We start from the raw sequence: 15475 nt of genomic DNA, 5'->3' as shown, positions 1-15475 counted from the left end.
GTCAGTGATCGCCGGCCAGCGGGAGGCGGGTGCGTACGCCGTCGGCGGCCAGTTCGGCGTACGCGGTGCGCACCCCGGCCTCGACGCGGGCCCAGTCGAAGGGCCACTCGCCCTCCGCCTCGGCCCGCTCCAGGCGTACGCCCGACCGCACCAACCGCTCCGCCTCGGGTGGCAGGGACGCCAGCGCGGCCAGCTGGCGCACCAGGAAGTCCAGATCGACCACCGCGCCGTGACCGGGCACGATCACCGTGTCCGGACGAACCATGCCGAGCACCATGTTCAGCACCTCCGGCCAACCGCGCGGGGAGGACCGCGGACCGAACCAGGGTGCCGGTTCCTCGACCAGATCGCCGGTGAACAGCACCCCGGCCGACGGCACGTTCACCAGCACATCGCCTTCGGTGTGCGCCGCGCCGAGATGCAGCAGCTCGACGACCACCCCGCCGAGGTCGATCGCCGCGGCCACCGAGAACAACCGCTCCGGCACCCGCAGCTCATCGACCGCCACTCCGAGCGACTCGGCCTCGACCAGGGTCTCGGCATCGGAGACCCGCTCGGCCAGCGACTCGTGCCCATAGGCGGTCACACCCTCGATGCCGGCCAGTCCGAACCAGTGATCCCGATCGGCATGGGTGATCACCACCCCGACCAGCGGCTTGTCGGTCACCTCGGCGACCTTCGCGGCCAGCGCCCGGCCCTGGGCTGGGGTCGAACCGGTGTCCACCAGCACCGCGCCGGTCTCCCCGGCGATCAGGCCGATCGTCACCGCATCGGGCTCGGCGACCAGTCGCCAGACGCCATTCGCCACCGGCTGCCACTCGCCCTCACTGTGGTTCATACGAGCTAGACTGGCACTCGCGCCGGATGAGTGCCAAACTCCGGTGTTCGGCGATCGGGCCAACAGGGACGCAGGAGGTGGATGATGCTCGACGAACGCAAGCTGCAGGTGTTGCGGGCCATCGTCACCGACTACGTGTCCAGCCGTGAACCGGTGGGTTCCAAGGCGCTGGTGGACCGCTACGACCTCGGGGTGTCGCCGGCGACGGTGCGCAACGACATGGCGGCGCTGGAGGACGAGGGCTACATCGCGCAGCCGCACACCAGTGCGGGCCGGATCCCGACCGACAAGGGCTACCGGCTCTTCGTCGACCGACTGGCCGGGCTCAAGCCGCTGTCGGCGGCCGAGCGGCGCGCCATCCAGACCTTCCTCTCCGGGGCGGCCGATGTGGACGAGATCGTCGCCCGCACGGTACGCCTGCTCGCCCAGATCACCCAGCAGGTCGCCATCGTGCAGTACCCGGTGCTGTCGGCGACCACGCTGCGGCATGTCGAGGTGGTCTCGCTGACCCCCGATCGGGTGCTGCTGATCGTGATCAACTCCGCCGGTCGGGTGGAGCAGCGCACCGTCGAGCTGCCCGGACACACCGAGGAGCAGCTGTCGGTGCTCAAGACCCGGCTCAACGAGGCCGTGCTCGGTCGTGCCCAGGCCGAGGCCGCCAACGAACTGAGCCGGTTGAGCAGCGCGGTCGGACCCGAGGACCAGGCGACCACCCAGGTCGCCATCGCCGCGGTGCTGGAGATCCTCGGCTCGGGCACCGCGACCCGGGTAATGGTCGGTGGGGTGCCCAACCTGACCCGGCTGGGCGACTTCAACAGCACCGTGCAGCCGGTGCTGGAGGCGCTCGAGGAACAGGTGGTGCTGTTGAAACTGCTGGATGAGAGTGTCAGCGCCGATGATGTGACCGTACGCATCGGCCGTGAGAACGACTACGCCCCGCTGCAGACCACCTCACTGGTGGCCTCGGCATACGGCAGCCATGACGATGTCTGGGCCTCCATGGGCATCGTCGGTCCGACCCGGATGGACTACCCCTCAACGATGGCGACGGTGCGTGCCGTGGCGCGCTACGTCGGTCGATTCCTCAGCGAAGGATGACAAGAAATTCCAACGATGACTGACTACTACGAGGTCCTCGGCGTCGCCCGCGACGCCTCCACCGACCAGATCAAGAAGGCCTATCGCCGGATGGCGATGCGCTATCACCCCGACGTCACCAGCGAGGACGGCGCGGCGGAGAAGTTCCGGCAGGTGCAGGAGGCCTACGACGTGCTCGCCGACGAGCGCAAGCGCAGCATCTACGACCGCGGTGGCGATCCGTCGGGGCGGGCGAGTGCGGGCTTCGGCGGCGCCGGTGGGTTCGGCGATTTCGGTGGTGCCGGCTTCGACTTCACCAATCTGGTCGATGCGATGTTCGGCCAGCAGGCCTCCCGCGGCCCGCGGTCGCGGGTACGCCGCGGCCAGGACGCGCTGATCCAGCTCGAGCTGGAACTGCACGAGGCGGCCTTCGGCGTCTCGCGGGCGATCTCGATGGAGACCGCCGTGCTCTGCCCGGTCTGCCAGGGCGCCGGCGCGGCCGAGGGCTCCAAGCCCGAACAGTGCCGCACCTGCCACGGCCGCGGCGATGTCACCCAGATCCAGCGATCCTTCCTCGGCGACATCCGGACCAGTCAGCCCTGCCCGACCTGCCGTGGCTACGGCACCGTGATTCCCAACCCCTGCGGCGAATGCGACGGCGAGGGGCGGATCCGCGCACCCCGCGAGATCACCGTGAAGATCCCGGCCGGCGTCGATTCCGGCAACCGGATCCATCTGGCCTCCCAGGGTGAGGTCGGCCCCGGCGGCGGGCCCGCCGGCGACCTCTACGTCGAGCTGATCGTCGCCGACCATCCGCTGTTCAAGCGCAACGGCGACGACCTGGAGATGGTCGCCAAGATCCCGATGACCGCCGCCGCGCTCGGCACCGAGCTGGACATCCAGACCCTGGAGGCCGACCAGCCCGACGCCGATCCGCAGGAGGCGACGGTACGCCTCAAGGTGCCGGCCGGTACCCAGTCCGGGACCCGGCTCACCATCGACGGCCGCGGCATCCCGCAGCTGCGTGGCCGGGGCCGCGGCGACCTGGGTGTCACCCTGCTGGTGCAGACCCCGACCAAGCTGACCGAGCAGCAGCGCGAGCTGTTGCGGAACCTTGCCGAGCTCCGGGAGGAGACCAAGGTCGAGGCCCAGGTGCACAAGCGCGAGAAGGGCCGCTTCGAGCGCTTCTGGGAAGCGCTGCGCTGAGGTGACCCGACCGCTCTTCCTGACCGACCTGGCCGACCCGCTGCCCACCCCGGGCAGCGGCGTACGCCTCGGTGGTGGCGAGGGGCGGCATGCGGCGGTGGTCAAGCGGATCACCGCCGGGGAGGAGATCCTGCTCGCCGACGGGTCCGGTCGCGGGTTGATCGGTGAGGTGACCGCCGCGGACAAGCAGGGTCTCGACGTGACCGTGCGCGAGCTGCTGGCCGTACCGCCGCCCGCGCGCCGGCTCACCGTGGCGCAGGCGTTGGCCAAGGGGGATCGCGGCGAGCTCGCGGTGGAGATGATGACCGAGGTGGGGGTCGCCGAAATCCTTGCCTGGCAGGCGTCCCGCTCGATCGTGAAGTGGACCGGGGAGCGCGGTGCCAAGTCGTTGCGCAAGTGGGCCAGCACCGCGCGCGAGGCCACCAAGCAGAGCCGCCGGCTCCGCGTACCCGCCGTCGCCGGCCCGCTCAGCACCAGACAGCTCACCACCCGCGTGCAGACCGCCGACCTGGCCCTGGTGCTGCACGAGAACGCGACCGAATCCCTTGCCCAGCAGCAGATCCCGGCTGCCGGTGAGATCCTGCTGGTGGTCGGCCCGGAGGGTGGGATCAGTCCCGAGGAGCTCGACGCCCTGACCGCCGCCGGGGCCCGGCCGGTGTCGATCAGCGACGGGGTGCTGCGCACCTCCACCGCCGGTGTGGTGGCCGCCGGGTACCTGGGACTGCCGGGGTGAGTTCATCTCGACACGCGGCTCCGGCTCCGCTCCGCGGAGCCGGAGCCGCTACTCGATGAACGTTGGATGGCCCACCGGATGAGCGCGGGCGACTATCCTCCTGGGGTGCCGTTCTCCTTCGAGGTCCGTGACCGCCTGCCCGATCGGCAGGGGCGTACCGGGATCATCCACACCCCGCACGGTGAGATCCAGACCCCCGCCTTCATCGCCGTCGGCACCCAGGCGACCGTGAAGGCGGTGCTGCCGGAGGCGATGCGTGACCTCGGTGCGCAGGCCGTGCTCGCCAACGCCTACCACCTCTATCTGCAGCCCGGTGCCGACATCGTCGACGAGGCCGGCGGGGTGGGGGCGTTCATGAACTGGCCCGGGCCGACCTTCACCGACTCCGGTGGCTTCCAGGTGATGAGCCTGGGCGTCGGCTTCAAGAAGGTGCTGTCGATGGACTCCAGCCGGGTCAGCGACGACGACGTGATCGCCGAGGGCAAGGAACGGCTCGCGCACGTCGATGACGACGGCGTCACCTTCAAGTCCCACCTGAACGGGGACCGGCACCGGTTCACCCCCGAGATCTCGATGCGGGTCCAGCACCAGCTCGGTGCGGACATCATCTTCGCCTTCGACGAGCTGACCACGCTGATGAACACCCGCGCCTACCAGGAGGAGTCGCTGGAGCGGACCCGGCTCTGGGCCGAGCGCTGCCTGGCCGCGCACCGCGAGCTCACCGCCGAACGGGCCGACAAGCCCTACCAGGCGCTGTTCGGGGTGCTGCAGGGCGCCCAGTACGAGGATCTGCGCCGCAAGGCAGCCCGGGACCTCGGCGCGATGGAGGTCGCCGGGCAGCGGTTCGACGGTTTCGGGATCGGCGGCGCGCTGGAGAAGGAGAATCTCGGCACCATCGTCGACTGGGTCAGCTCCGAACTGCCCGAAGACCGCCCCCGGCATCTGCTCGGCATCTCCGAACCCGACGATTTCTTCGCCGCGATCGCCGCCGGTGCGGACACCTTCGACTGCGTCCAACCCTCCCGGGTCGCGCGCAATGCCGCCCTCTACACCGCCGATGGTCGGTTCAACGTGAACACCGCCGCCAATCGCCGCAACTTCAACCCCATCGACGAATCCTGCGACTGCTACACCTGCGCGCACTACACCCGCGCCTACCTGCACCACCTGTTCAAGGCTCGTGAGATGGTGGCCTCGACGCTGGCCACCATCCACAACGAGCGGTTCACCGTACGCCTGGTCGACGACATCCGCGCCAGCATCGGCACCGGCGAGTTCGACGCCTTCAAGGACGAGTTCCTCGGCCGCTTCTACCGCGGCGCCGGCTCGAAGGCTTGAGTTCAAGCGCACTTGAAGTAGCAGACTGGAAATCCATTCGAGTCCGACCGGTCGACCGGATAACGTGACCGGGAGACCTAGGAGGATTTTCGTGCCGGGCACCGCCGACGCACTCGACCGCGCACCCCTGGTGGCCCCGGCCACCCGCGGATGGGGACGGGCCACCAGCCTGTGGCGACTCCGGGCGTACCTGCGCCCGCGGCTCGGCCGGTTCTGGACGATGGCCGTGCTCGACGGCTACGACATCGTCACCATGCTGGCGATCCCGCTGCTCACCCGCGCGGCGATCGACGGACCACTGGCCGCCGGGGACCGGGCCGGGGTGATCCGCTACGGCGTGCTCGCCCTGGTCATCGGCATCTCGGCCGCCGGAGCCGGGTTCATTCGCCGCTGGCTGTCCAGCGAGGTCACCCTGGCCACCGAGACCAGCGTCCGGCTCGACCTCTATGCCCGGTTGCAACGGCTGCCGATGGCCTTCCACGACCGCTGGCAGTCCGGTCAGCTGCTGTCGCGGATGATGAACGACCTGTCGGTGATGCGCCGGTTCACCAGCTTCGGGCTGTTGATGCTGCTGGCCTCGCTGCTGCAGATCGCGATCACCGTGGTGCTGCTGATCCGGCTCTACTGGCCGCTCGGGGTGGTGGTGCTGCTCGGCGTGGGCCCGGTGATCTGGCTCTGCCTGCGGATGGAACGTGACTACACCAAACTCTCGCGGCGGATCCAGGACCAGACCGGGGATGCCGCCTCGGTGGTCCAGGAGTCGGTGCACGGGCTGCGGACGCTGCGCGCCTTCGGCCGCCAGCGCTGGGCGTACCAGCGCTTCGACTCCGCCGCCAGCACCCTCTATGACACCCAGCTCTCCCGGGTCCGGCTGATCTCGCGCTTCTTCACCCTGCTGGATGTCATCCCCTCGGTGGTGGCGATCATCGTGCTCGGCATCGGGGCGTACGCCGCCGCGAACGGAACGATCACCCTGGGCACCCTGGTCGCCTTCATGACGCTGCTGCTGTCGCTGGTCTGGCCGGTCACCGCGCTCGGCTTCCTGCTCTCGATGACCCAGGACGCGATGACCGCCGCCGACCGGGTCTGCGAGGTGCTCGATTCCCGCTCCGACATCGTCTCCGGGGAGGTACGCCTGCCCCGCGCGGGTGGTGCGTTGTCCTTCGAGAACGCCGGATTCCGCTTCCCGGACAGCGATGTCGACGTGCTGCACGGGTTGAATCTGCGCATCGCACCGGGGGAGACCATCGCCATCGTCGGCGGCACCGGGTCCGGCAAGACCACCCTCACCCAGCTGATCGCCCGGCTCCGCGATGTCACCAGTGGCCGGATCACCCTGGACGGGATCGACCTGCGGGAGCTGGACCTGGACGATCTGCGCGGCCAGGTCGCCACCGCCTTCTCCGATGCGACGCTGTTCTCGATGTCGGCCCGCGAGAATCTCACCCTGGGCCGCGCCGATGCGACCGATGAGGAGATCGCCGAGGCGATCGAGGTCGCCCAGGCGCACTTCGTCCACGACCTGCCCTGGGGGTTGGACACCCGGATCGGGGAGCAGGGGATGAGCCTGTCCGGCGGGCAGCGGCAGCGGCTCGCGCTGGCCCGTGCGGTGCTGGTACGCCCCAGTGTGCTGGTGCTCGATGACACCCTGTCCGCGCTCGACATCCACACCGAGGCGCTCGTCGAAGCCGCCCTGGCCCGGGTGCTCGGCAACTCCACCGCGATCATCGTCGCGCACCGCGCCTCCACCGTGCTGCTGGCCGATCGGGTGGCGATGCTGGTGGACGGCACGATCACCGCGGTCGGCACCCACACCGAGTTGCTCGCCAATGATCCGCGCTACCGGGAGCTGATGTCGGCGGATTTCGACTGTGAGCAGGAGTTCGACGAAATCGAGGACGAGGAGGCGGCCTCGTGAGCGCCGAGATCAGCCGCCCGGCCGCCGATGCCGACCGCGCCGAGGTCGACGAACTGGAGGCCTGGCGCGGCGTCCGCGCCGAGGAGGCCGAGGAGCTCACCGCCCAGGGTGCCGGTTTCCTGAAGCGGCGCAGCCGGCGATTGCTCGGCAGCCTGCTGTACCCCTACCGGCACCTGGCCTGGCTGATCGTCGCCGCCGTGGTGGTGGAGAACGTGGCCCGGCTCGCCGCCCCCGAGCTGGTCCGCCGCGGTATCGACTTCGGCGTCCCGGCACTGAGCGCCGGCAGCGCTGGCCCGCTGCTCACCGTGCTCGCGGTGATGGTGGCCGCGGTGCTCTGCCAGGCCGCCGGCCAGTACGTCTTCCAACGGCTGTCCGGGCGGGTCGCCCAGCAGGTGCTGCTGGAGATCCGGCGGCGGATGTTCCAGCACTTCCAGCGTCTCGATGTGTCCTTCCACGACCGCTACACCTCCGGGCGGGTGATCTCCCGACTGACCAACGATGTGGACGCGATCGCCGACCTCTTCGCCGAGGGGGTCGACACCCTGGTGCGGGCCGCGTTCACCGTGGTCGGGATCGCGGTGATCCTGCTCTGGTTGGATTTCCGGCTGGGGCTGGTCGCCCTGTTCGCGTTGCCGCTGCTGGCCGGACTGCTTGTCTGGTTCTCCATCAACTCCACCCGCGCCTACCGGCGGGTGCGGGAGCTGACCGCGGTCACCATCATGCAGTTCGTCGAGTCGATGACCGGGATCCGGGCCGTGCAGGCGTACCGTCGGGAACGCCGGAACCAGCAGATCTTCACCCTCGCCGCCACCCGGTTGAAGGACGCCAACGTGAAGGCGTTCCGGTTGATGGCGGTGTTCATGCCCGGGACCCGGTTGATCGGCAATGTGGCGATCGGGCTGGTGCTGCTGGTCGGTGGGTTGATGGCACTGCAGGGCGATGTGACCGTCGGCGTGCTGGCTGCGTTCCTGCTCTATCTGCGGATGTTCTTCCAGCCGATGGGGGAGATCAGCCAGTTCTACAACCTCTTCCAGGCGGCCACCTCGGCGCTGGAGAAGATCTCCGGGGTGCTCGAGGAGCGGCCCCAGGTGGCCGAATCCGAGCACCCCACGCCGCTCACCGAGCCGCGGGGGCGGGTGCGGTTCGACGCGGTGCACTTCGGCTATGTCGCCGAGCGGGATGTGCTGCCCGGCCTGGAGCTGGACATCCCCGCCGGTCAGACGGTGGCCCTGGTCGGCACCACCGGGGCCGGCAAGACCACCATCGCGAAACTGATCGCGCGCTTCCACGACCCCGATTCGGGCGCGGTACGCCTGGACGAGATCGACCTGCGGGAGATCAGCGACGACGACCTGCGCCGGGCGGTGGTGCTGCTCACCCAGGAGAACTTCATCTTCGACGGGTCGATCGCCGACAACATCGAGGTCGGCCGGCCCGGGGCGAGCCGGGCGGAGGTGATCGCGGCCGCGCGGGCGGTCGGTGCCGATGCGTTCATCAGCGGGCTGTCCGAGGGGTATGACACCGACACCGGCAAGCAGGGCTCCCGATTGTCGGCCGGGCAACGGCAGCTGGTCGCCTTCGCCCGGGTGTTCCTCGCCGACCCCGCGGTGATCATCCTGGACGAGGCGACCTCCAGCCTGGACATCCCCGCCGAGCGACTGGTGCAGCGGGCCCTGCAGACCGTGCTCGCCGACCGGACCGCGATCATCATCGCGCACCGCCTGTCGACCGTGGAGATCGCCGATCGGGTGCTGGTGCTGGAACACGGCCGGATCATCGAGGACGGGCCACCGGAGCTGCTGCTGGACGCCGACGGCCCGTACGCCCGACTGCATCAGGCGTGGCGGGAATCCCTTGCCTGATTGAGTACGCGCCCGTTCCCACGTTCATCGAGTAGCAACCCCGGTGCCGCGAAGCGGCACCGGGGTTGCGTGTCGAGATGAACCGGTCAGTCGCGTGTCGAGATGATCCGGTCAGTCGCGGGTCGAGCTGAACCGGTCAGCTGCCACCGCCGACGCTGGCCTGCTTCATCACCCCGACACTCTTCGAGTAGGGGACCGTGCCCACCGTGGCGCGGATCTCCCGTTGCCGGTGCCGTTCGATGCGGGGCTTGCGGGAACCACCGTCCGGTTCACCCCAGACCACCACGACCTCGGTGCCGGGTTCGGCCATCACCGCATCGACGAAGCCGAGGGAGAGCAGCTTGTGCTCGTTGGTGCTGAACCCGGCCCAGGTGGAGCGGCCGATCAGGTTGCCCGCGGTGTCGCGCACCTCGTCGTTGTGCGGCATCCCGTAGGAGACCATCGGCAGCTCGAGATAGCGGTAGGGGAGGTCGTCGCCGAACATGGAGCCGAAGACCTCCTCGACGTCGGCATCGTGCCAGGCGAGGGTGACCCGGCGCCGCGGCGGTTGGCCGGCGATCGCCTCGAGTGCTGCACGGCCCACGAAGTCGTGATCGAACTTGACGATCTTGCCGTAGCCGAGGTCGAACGGCGTCACGTAGTAGTCCTCGATGTTGGCGGAGCGGAAGCTCCCGCCCAGCTGGAACTTCGCCTCCCAGCCGTCGTCGGGCAGCCATTCCCGGAAGTCCCGCAGGTCCTCGGCGGTGTAGATCGCCGGCAACGGATAACCGATCCAGCCGCTCTCCAGGTTGGTGGTGAAGTATGCCTTGGTGCCGCCCTGCTTGAGCCCGTAGTCGCTGCCGGCTGCCAGGATCGCCTCCCGGATCCGTTGGTCGTGCTCGAACGGGCCGGACAGCTCGACCCCCTGATGGCCGGCCATCGAGTGCCGCAGCGCGGTCACCTCGATGCCGTCGATCAGCACCTGGGCGGTGTGGAAGAACTTGATCTCCGGCGCCCCGCCCTCGACCAGCCTGTCGAAGATCGCGCCGGCGTTCGGGCCATCCAGCTCGTAGCGGAACCGCCAGCGTCGACCGGTGCTGTTGTCGGAGGTGTTCTCGTCGCGTTCGACGGTGACATCGTGGTCACCGGTCTCGGCCTTGAACTGCACCCAGTTCAGCAGGGTCTTGCCGCTGATCAGCTCATAGCGTTCATCGCCGTGGTCATAGAGCACGCAGTCACCGATCACCTGACCCGCGGAGTTGCAGGCCACCAACTGCTTCGCGATCCCGGGGCGCAGGTTGGTCAGGCTGTTCACCGCCAGCTCGCTGAGCAGTCGGCGCGCGTCGGGACCGGAGACCATCAGCTCCGGCATGTGGTGGGTCTGGTTGAGCAGGACCGCGGTCTCGCCCCAGGCGCGCTGCTCGTCGCGCCAGTTGGTGAACTCCTGCGGGATGGGCACCAGGTCGGGCCGGGTGGAGGCGTGTACGCCCGGGGTGTCGTTGTAGAGGTGCTCGGCGATGTTCGGCACCGCGTCGATGACATCCTGCAGGGAGCGGCCGGCCCGCTGGGCTGGTGTCGTGGTCATGGCGGAATCCCTTCGCTGGTTCAGCTTCCGGCGTGCGCGGGCTGCTTGTCGTCGGTGCTGGTGAGGCCGCGCCAGGCGGTGGGTTCGACCAGGTCACCGGCACGCACGGTGAGCACCGGTTCCAGCCGGTCCACCATCCACTCCTCGCTGTTCTTCGCGCTGTCCCGCAGCGGGGTCGGTCCGGCCTCGGTGAGCACGGTGACGTTCGCCGGGCCACCGACACGCAGGGTGCCGAAGCCCTCGGCGTCCAGGTGCAGCACCTGGGCCGGGCGTGCGGTCACCGCGTCGACGATGTCCGGCAGCGCCATCCCGACCGCGCGCAGCTTCGACATGGTGGTCACCAGGTCATAGACCGGGCCGCGCCAGTTCCGGGCGCTGGTGTCGGAGCTGACGACATCGGGCAGGAAACCCTGGCCGACCGCCTCCTTGGCCACCGCGAAGGAGAAGTTGCTGGCCCCGTGCGCGGAGTCGAAGAGCACGCCCCGTTCCCGGGCCTCGAGCACCGCGTCGAGCACCCGGCCGTCCACCAGGGTGCCGTTGGACTTGCCGGTGTAGCAGTGGGTGACGATGTCCCCGGTGGTGAGCAGTGGCAACAGCTCGGACAGCGATTCGACGGTGTCGCCAATGTGCACCATCAGCGGCAGACCGGCCTGGCCGGCGATCTCCCGGGACTTCACCAGGGCGTCGTGGGCCGACCCGTCGACGACCTCCTCGGAAGCCCGCAGTTTGAACCCACGCACCAGATCCGGGTAATCGGTCGCCGCCTTGAGCGCGGCCGGCAGGTCGAGCGCGGCCGGGTTGTGGCACTCACCGACCTTGATGTCCTGGACCCCGAGGGTGGAGACGTTCAGGAACGCCAGGGTGCGGGTCCGGGCCGGGCGGGCGATGTAGCGCTCGAAGGCCGCGAAGGTCGCCGCACCGGCGGTCCCGGCGTCGGCGGCGGCCACCACGCCGCGGCGCAGATGCGCCTCGTCGACCGGGGCGCCGAGCAGTGAGAAGTCGGAGAACAGGTGTGAGTGCATGTCCACCAGACCCGGCAGCACCAGCTCACCGGAGACATCGCGGACCTCGGCGTCACCAGCGTCCAGGTCGGCACCGATCGCGGCGATCAGGCCGTCGCGGATCAGCACGTCGGCGCGTTCGTCGAGGCCGCTGGCCGGTGCCAGCACCCGGCCACCGCGCAGCAACAGGCCACTCATACCGTCACCTCTTCGTATTCGGCGAAGACCTTGGGGGAGTTGAACAACATCGTCTCGACCATGTCGCTCCAGACCAGGTCGGCGCCCAGCTCGTTCATCGCACCGACCAGCGGATACCAGTTGAGCAGCTCGTGCTCGCCGCTGGCCTCCAGCTCCTCGGTGGTCAGCTCGCGCCAGGTGTCCACGTCGCCGTCGCGCATCGCGGTGAGCATCTTGCGGTCACCGTCCAGATCGGGCCACATGCCATAGGAGAAGTCGCACATGAAGGCGTGTGACCAGCTGCCGGAGGCGATCAACGCCACCCGCAGGTCGGTCCGGCTGAGGAAGCGGGCGATCTCGCGGCCCAGATCCATGCAGCGCCACGGCGGCGGCGAGGGCGGATCCTCCGGTGCCTGGTGGCCGATCGGTGCGCCGCGCCCCCGCCAGCCGATGACGCGGGTGCCGTAACAGTTCATCGTGTTCGAGATGACCGGATAGTCGAAACCCCGCCGGTCGTAGTCGAGGTAGTGGATCGTGTTCATGAAGGCGTGGCTGAAACCCTCGTAGTGATTGGATTCGTAGGCGTAGGCCGTCTCGAAACCGTTCTTCAGCAGGTGCGTGGTGAGCGCCTTGGCCACCTCGCGGTTGCCGCGTACGAAGACCTCCTGATCGCCGGTCTCACCCCAGACGTTCTCGTTGTCGGGCCCGCGGGTCCCGGCGACCTTGTGCGCCCACGGACGCAGCATCTTGTCCTCGTAGGCGAGGATCGACCACGGCGGGATGATCGTCTCGTTGTAGTTCTCGTACTGGTCGTCACCCCAGATGAACACCAGATCGGGGGCGAACTCGTCGATCCGGCGGCGCAGCCGGCGGAAGTGCTCCAGCGACTTCGCACGATGCTCCCTGGCCGCCGCCAGACCCTGATCCTCACCCCACTCCTCGGCCAGCAGCTGCGGCCAACCGCGCGGTGTCCGCAGGGTCTCCGGCAGATTCGGATCCTGCAGCCGGTTGACGAACATGCTGGCCATGTTCTCGTCGGGGCCGAGGAAGAACGGATAGTGGGTCATGCCCAGGCCGAGGATCGTGGCCATGGTGCCTCCTTGTTTCGAGCGTCGTTCAGCAGCACGAGGACGGTCCGGTCCTCGCGTCGTGGTCTTCGTGTCGTGGTTTTCGTGTCTGGGTGGCGGTTCCGGTCAGCTGGCCCCGAGGCTCTTCTGGTAGCTCCGGGCGGTCTCCTCCAGGGCTTGTCGCAACCGGTCCTGGCGGGCGCGGACCCGATCCGCCGGCCCGGTGAACCCGAGCGCAGCCAGCACCGTCGCGTCGGGACCGAGGATCGGCACCGCGATGCCGCCGACACCCGGGCGCCACTCACCGGAGTTGGTGCCGTAACCGCGGGTGGTGATCTGGGCCAGCTGCCGACGCAGCCTGGCCGGGTCGGTGACGGTGTCCTCGGTGTAGGCCCGCAGCTCCTCGCCGAGCACCCGTTCCTGCTCGGCGTGGTCCTGGAAGGCGAGCAGCACCTTGCCGGTGGACACCGCGTGCGCCGCGGCCCGGCTGCCGAGATTGGTCCGCGTGCAGATCGGCTCGGAGCCCTCGGCCTTGTCGATATAGACGGCCTCTCCGTCCTCGTAGACGGCCAGGTGCACCGTCTCCCCGCCGACCCGGGCGAGCCGGCGTACCTGCTCGCGCAGATCCTGGCGGACATCGATCTGCCCGAAGGCCTGGGTCGCCAGCGACCAGATCCGGTAGGTCATCCGATAGCGGTCGCTGTCGGACTCCTTGCGCACCCAGTCGTGGGAGATGAGCGTGCGCACGATCCGGTACGCCGTCTGGCGCGGCAGACCGGTCAGCGCGGCCAGTTCCCGCAGCGTCGCCGGGCCGCCGGCGAGCGCCTCCATCACCTCGACGGCGTTCGACACCGTGGACAGGGTGGGCGCTCCCGCTTCCCTGGTCGTTGTCGTCATTGCTGCCTCCTTTGGCGAGCCGGCCTCGGGCTCCGACGTTGCTGTCGGATCCGGCCATATCCAATGGTGAACTGGTGTCTTCACCAATCAAACATCGAGACGGTGCAGCGGCAAGGCGCTTCTTCACAATGTGTAGTGACGGGTGCCGTAGAACGGGTTGATGTGACCATGAACACGTTGTCGGGAAGCGTTTTCGGGACTGCTCATCACTATTGGATGAGCTCCCTTGTCGGGTGTGCGAGCACCGATCTACGTTTCCCGAAACCTCGACATTATTCGATGGTTCACGTCGGTATCTGTCATCACGGGGCTTCGTTGATCCGGGGCCGGCGTCGACAAGGAAGTCCAATCCGAGCAGGAGTCAGACCATGACGGTCGAAGAAGATCCCCGGGACGTGATCGCACGGTCCCGGATGCGCACACCACAGATCGTGATCATCGTCGTCGCCACCCTGGTGAACATGATCGACGGGTTCGATCTGCTGGTGATGGCGTTCAGCGCCCCCGCGGTCAGCCGCGAATGGGCGGTGCAACCGGCAGCACTCGGGGTGCTGCTCAGTGCCGCGCTCTTCGGGATGGCGGTCGGGGCCACCGCGCTGTCGGGCATCGCGGACCTGATCGGCCGGCGGATGATGATCCTGCTCGGTCTGAGCGTGGTCACCCTCGGCATGGTCGTCTCCGCACTCGCGCCGAGTTACGGGGTGCTCTGGGGTGCCCGGTTCGTCACCGGTCTGGCCGTCGGCGCGGTGACCACCTGTGTCGCGGTCTACGTCACCGAGTACACCCCCAGGCGGTGGCGGGCGGTGGCCATCTCCTGGTTCGCCGCCGGCCAGCCGATCGGCGCGATGCTCGGCGGCCTGATCGCCGCGGCCCTGCTCGGGCCGCTGCACTGGCGCGGACTGTTCTGGGTCGGGGCCGGGCTCACCGCTCTTCTGGTGCCGGTGATCTTCTTCGCACTGCCGGAGTCGTTGGCCTATCTGATCAGCAAACGGCCGATCGGTGCGCTGGAGAAGGTCCGGTCGATCCTGATCCGGCTCGGCCATCCGCCGATCACCACCCTCCCGGAACCGGAGGCCGCCAATGCCGCCGAACCGGAGCGTGGTTCCGGGACGAGGATCGGCGGGATCGCGGTGCTGCTCGGGCTGGCGTTCTTCACCGTCATGCTGGCCTTCTACTTCGCCAGCAGCTGGACACCGCGGTTGGTGTCGGCGGCGGGTTACACCGATGTCGAGGCGGTACGCGCGGGCACGGTCTTCGCGGTCGGTGGCATTCTCGGCACCCTCGGCTTCGGTTGGACCGCGACCCGGATCCGGGCGGGTCTGCTGCTGCCGATCTGTTTCGTGGTGAGCGCGATCGCGTTCGTCGGTTTCGCGCTCGGGCTGGGGTCGATCATGCTCGCCTATGTCGGGGCGTTCGCGATGGGCATCTTCACCGGTGCGGTGATCGCCGGGTTGTTCGCCACCGCCCCCGCAGCCTTCCCGGCGAGGACCCGGGCCACCATCTCCGGCCTGGTGATCGGCGCGGGTCGGGTCGGTTCGGTCTGTTCACCGATCCTCGCCGGGGCCCTGCTCGGCGCCGGCTGGTCGGTCGGGTCGATCTACATCCTGTTCGCCGGACCGCTGGTGGTCGGTGCCGTCGCCTGCGCGATCGCCCTGCGTCGCCCGTCGGAGCATCGCCCGGCCCGGCAACCGGTTGCCACCCCCTGACCCCCACGTTCATCGAGTAGCCCTGTCGGCGGCGCGAAGCGGCGCCGAGCGGTGTCCCCCCTGACGTTCATCGAGTAGCCCTGTCGGCGGC

Annotated in this window: 12 protein-coding genes; 7 read left to right on the top strand and 5 right to left on the bottom strand. The window is 69.0% G+C overall.

Annotated features, from left to right (window positions below; genetic code table 11):
• Nucleotide 1: 1 nt before the first annotated feature.
• Nucleotides 2-838, bottom strand: coding sequence for an MBL fold metallo-hydrolase (locus tag BI335_RS07035; RefSeq protein WP_094430030.1), 837 nt, complete (start codon nucleotides 836-838; stop codon nucleotides 2-4).
• 84 nt (nucleotides 839-922) lie between these two features.
• Between BI335_RS07035 and hrcA the strand changes: the two genes are divergently transcribed.
• The 6 genes from hrcA (at nucleotide 923) to BI335_RS07005 (ending at nucleotide 8972) form a co-directional block, all read left to right on the top strand.
• The gene (gene hrcA / locus BI335_RS07030) at nucleotides 923-1936 is read left to right on the top strand and encodes a heat-inducible transcriptional repressor HrcA (RefSeq protein WP_094430058.1); all 1014 of its coding nucleotides are present in this window, start codon (nucleotides 923-925) and stop codon (nucleotides 1934-1936) included.
• 15 nt (nucleotides 1937-1951) lie between these two features.
• Nucleotides 1952-3121, top strand: a complete 1170-nt coding sequence (gene dnaJ, locus BI335_RS07025) for a molecular chaperone DnaJ (RefSeq protein ID WP_094430029.1) — start codon at nucleotides 1952-1954, stop codon at nucleotides 3119-3121.
• 1 nt (nucleotide 3122) lies between these two features.
• Nucleotides 3123-3854 (top strand): 16S rRNA (uracil(1498)-N(3))-methyltransferase, encoded by a 732-nt coding sequence (locus tag BI335_RS07020; protein ID WP_094430028.1) that lies wholly within the window; start codon nucleotides 3123-3125, stop codon nucleotides 3852-3854.
• Nucleotides 3855-3959: 105 nt separating this feature from the next.
• A complete protein-coding gene (gene tgt, locus BI335_RS07015) occupies nucleotides 3960-5192 on the top strand; it encodes a tRNA guanosine(34) transglycosylase Tgt (RefSeq protein WP_229119482.1) in 1233 nt (410 codons plus the stop codon).
• A gap of 91 nt (nucleotides 5193-5283) precedes the next feature.
• Nucleotides 5284-7110, top strand: coding sequence for an ABC transporter ATP-binding protein (locus BI335_RS07010; RefSeq protein ID WP_229119481.1), 1827 nt, complete (start codon nucleotides 5284-5286; stop codon nucleotides 7108-7110).
• Nucleotides 7107-8972: an ABC transporter ATP-binding protein gene (locus BI335_RS07005; RefSeq protein ID WP_208109066.1), complete on the top strand. Its 1866-nt coding sequence runs from the start codon at nucleotides 7107-7109 to the stop codon at nucleotides 8970-8972. Before BI335_RS07010 ends, BI335_RS07005 begins: the two co-directional genes overlap by 4 nt.
• A gap of 136 nt (nucleotides 8973-9108) precedes the next feature.
• Here BI335_RS07005 and BI335_RS07000 read toward each other — a convergent pair whose 3' ends face one another.
• The 4 genes from BI335_RS07000 to BI335_RS06985 form a co-directional block, all read right to left on the bottom strand.
• Nucleotides 9109-10536 carry an aminomethyltransferase family protein gene (locus BI335_RS07000; protein ID WP_094430027.1) on the bottom strand — a complete coding sequence of 476 codons (1428 nt, stop codon included), beginning with the start codon at nucleotides 10534-10536 and terminating at the stop codon, nucleotides 9109-9111.
• A 20-nt stretch (nucleotides 10537-10556) separates the two neighbouring features.
• Nucleotides 10557-11735: an amidohydrolase family protein gene (locus BI335_RS06995; protein ID WP_094430026.1), complete on the bottom strand. Its 1179-nt coding sequence runs from the start codon at nucleotides 11733-11735 to the stop codon at nucleotides 10557-10559.
• Nucleotides 11732-12805: a DODA-type extradiol aromatic ring-opening family dioxygenase gene (locus tag BI335_RS06990; RefSeq protein ID WP_094360344.1), complete on the bottom strand. Its 1074-nt coding sequence runs from the start codon at nucleotides 12803-12805 to the stop codon at nucleotides 11732-11734. Before BI335_RS06990 ends, BI335_RS06995 begins: the two co-directional genes overlap by 4 nt.
• 102 nt (nucleotides 12806-12907) lie before the next feature.
• Nucleotides 12908-13678, bottom strand: a complete 771-nt coding sequence (locus tag BI335_RS06985; protein ID WP_094430025.1) for an IclR family transcriptional regulator — start codon at nucleotides 13676-13678, stop codon at nucleotides 12908-12910.
• 368 nt (nucleotides 13679-14046) lie between these two features.
• Between BI335_RS06985 and BI335_RS06980 the strand changes: the two genes are divergently transcribed.
• Nucleotides 14047-15384, top strand: coding sequence for an MFS transporter (locus BI335_RS06980; RefSeq protein ID WP_094430024.1), 1338 nt, complete (start codon nucleotides 14047-14049; stop codon nucleotides 15382-15384).
• Nucleotides 15385-15475 lie beyond the last annotated feature (91 nt).

The organism is Enemella evansiae (assembly GCF_002250705.1).
Taxonomy (GTDB): Bacteria; Actinomycetota; Actinomycetes; order Propionibacteriales; family Propionibacteriaceae; genus Enemella; species Enemella evansiae.
Note: the sequence above shows the minus strand (reverse complement) of the source record. Positions and strands in the feature narration are given on the sequence as shown.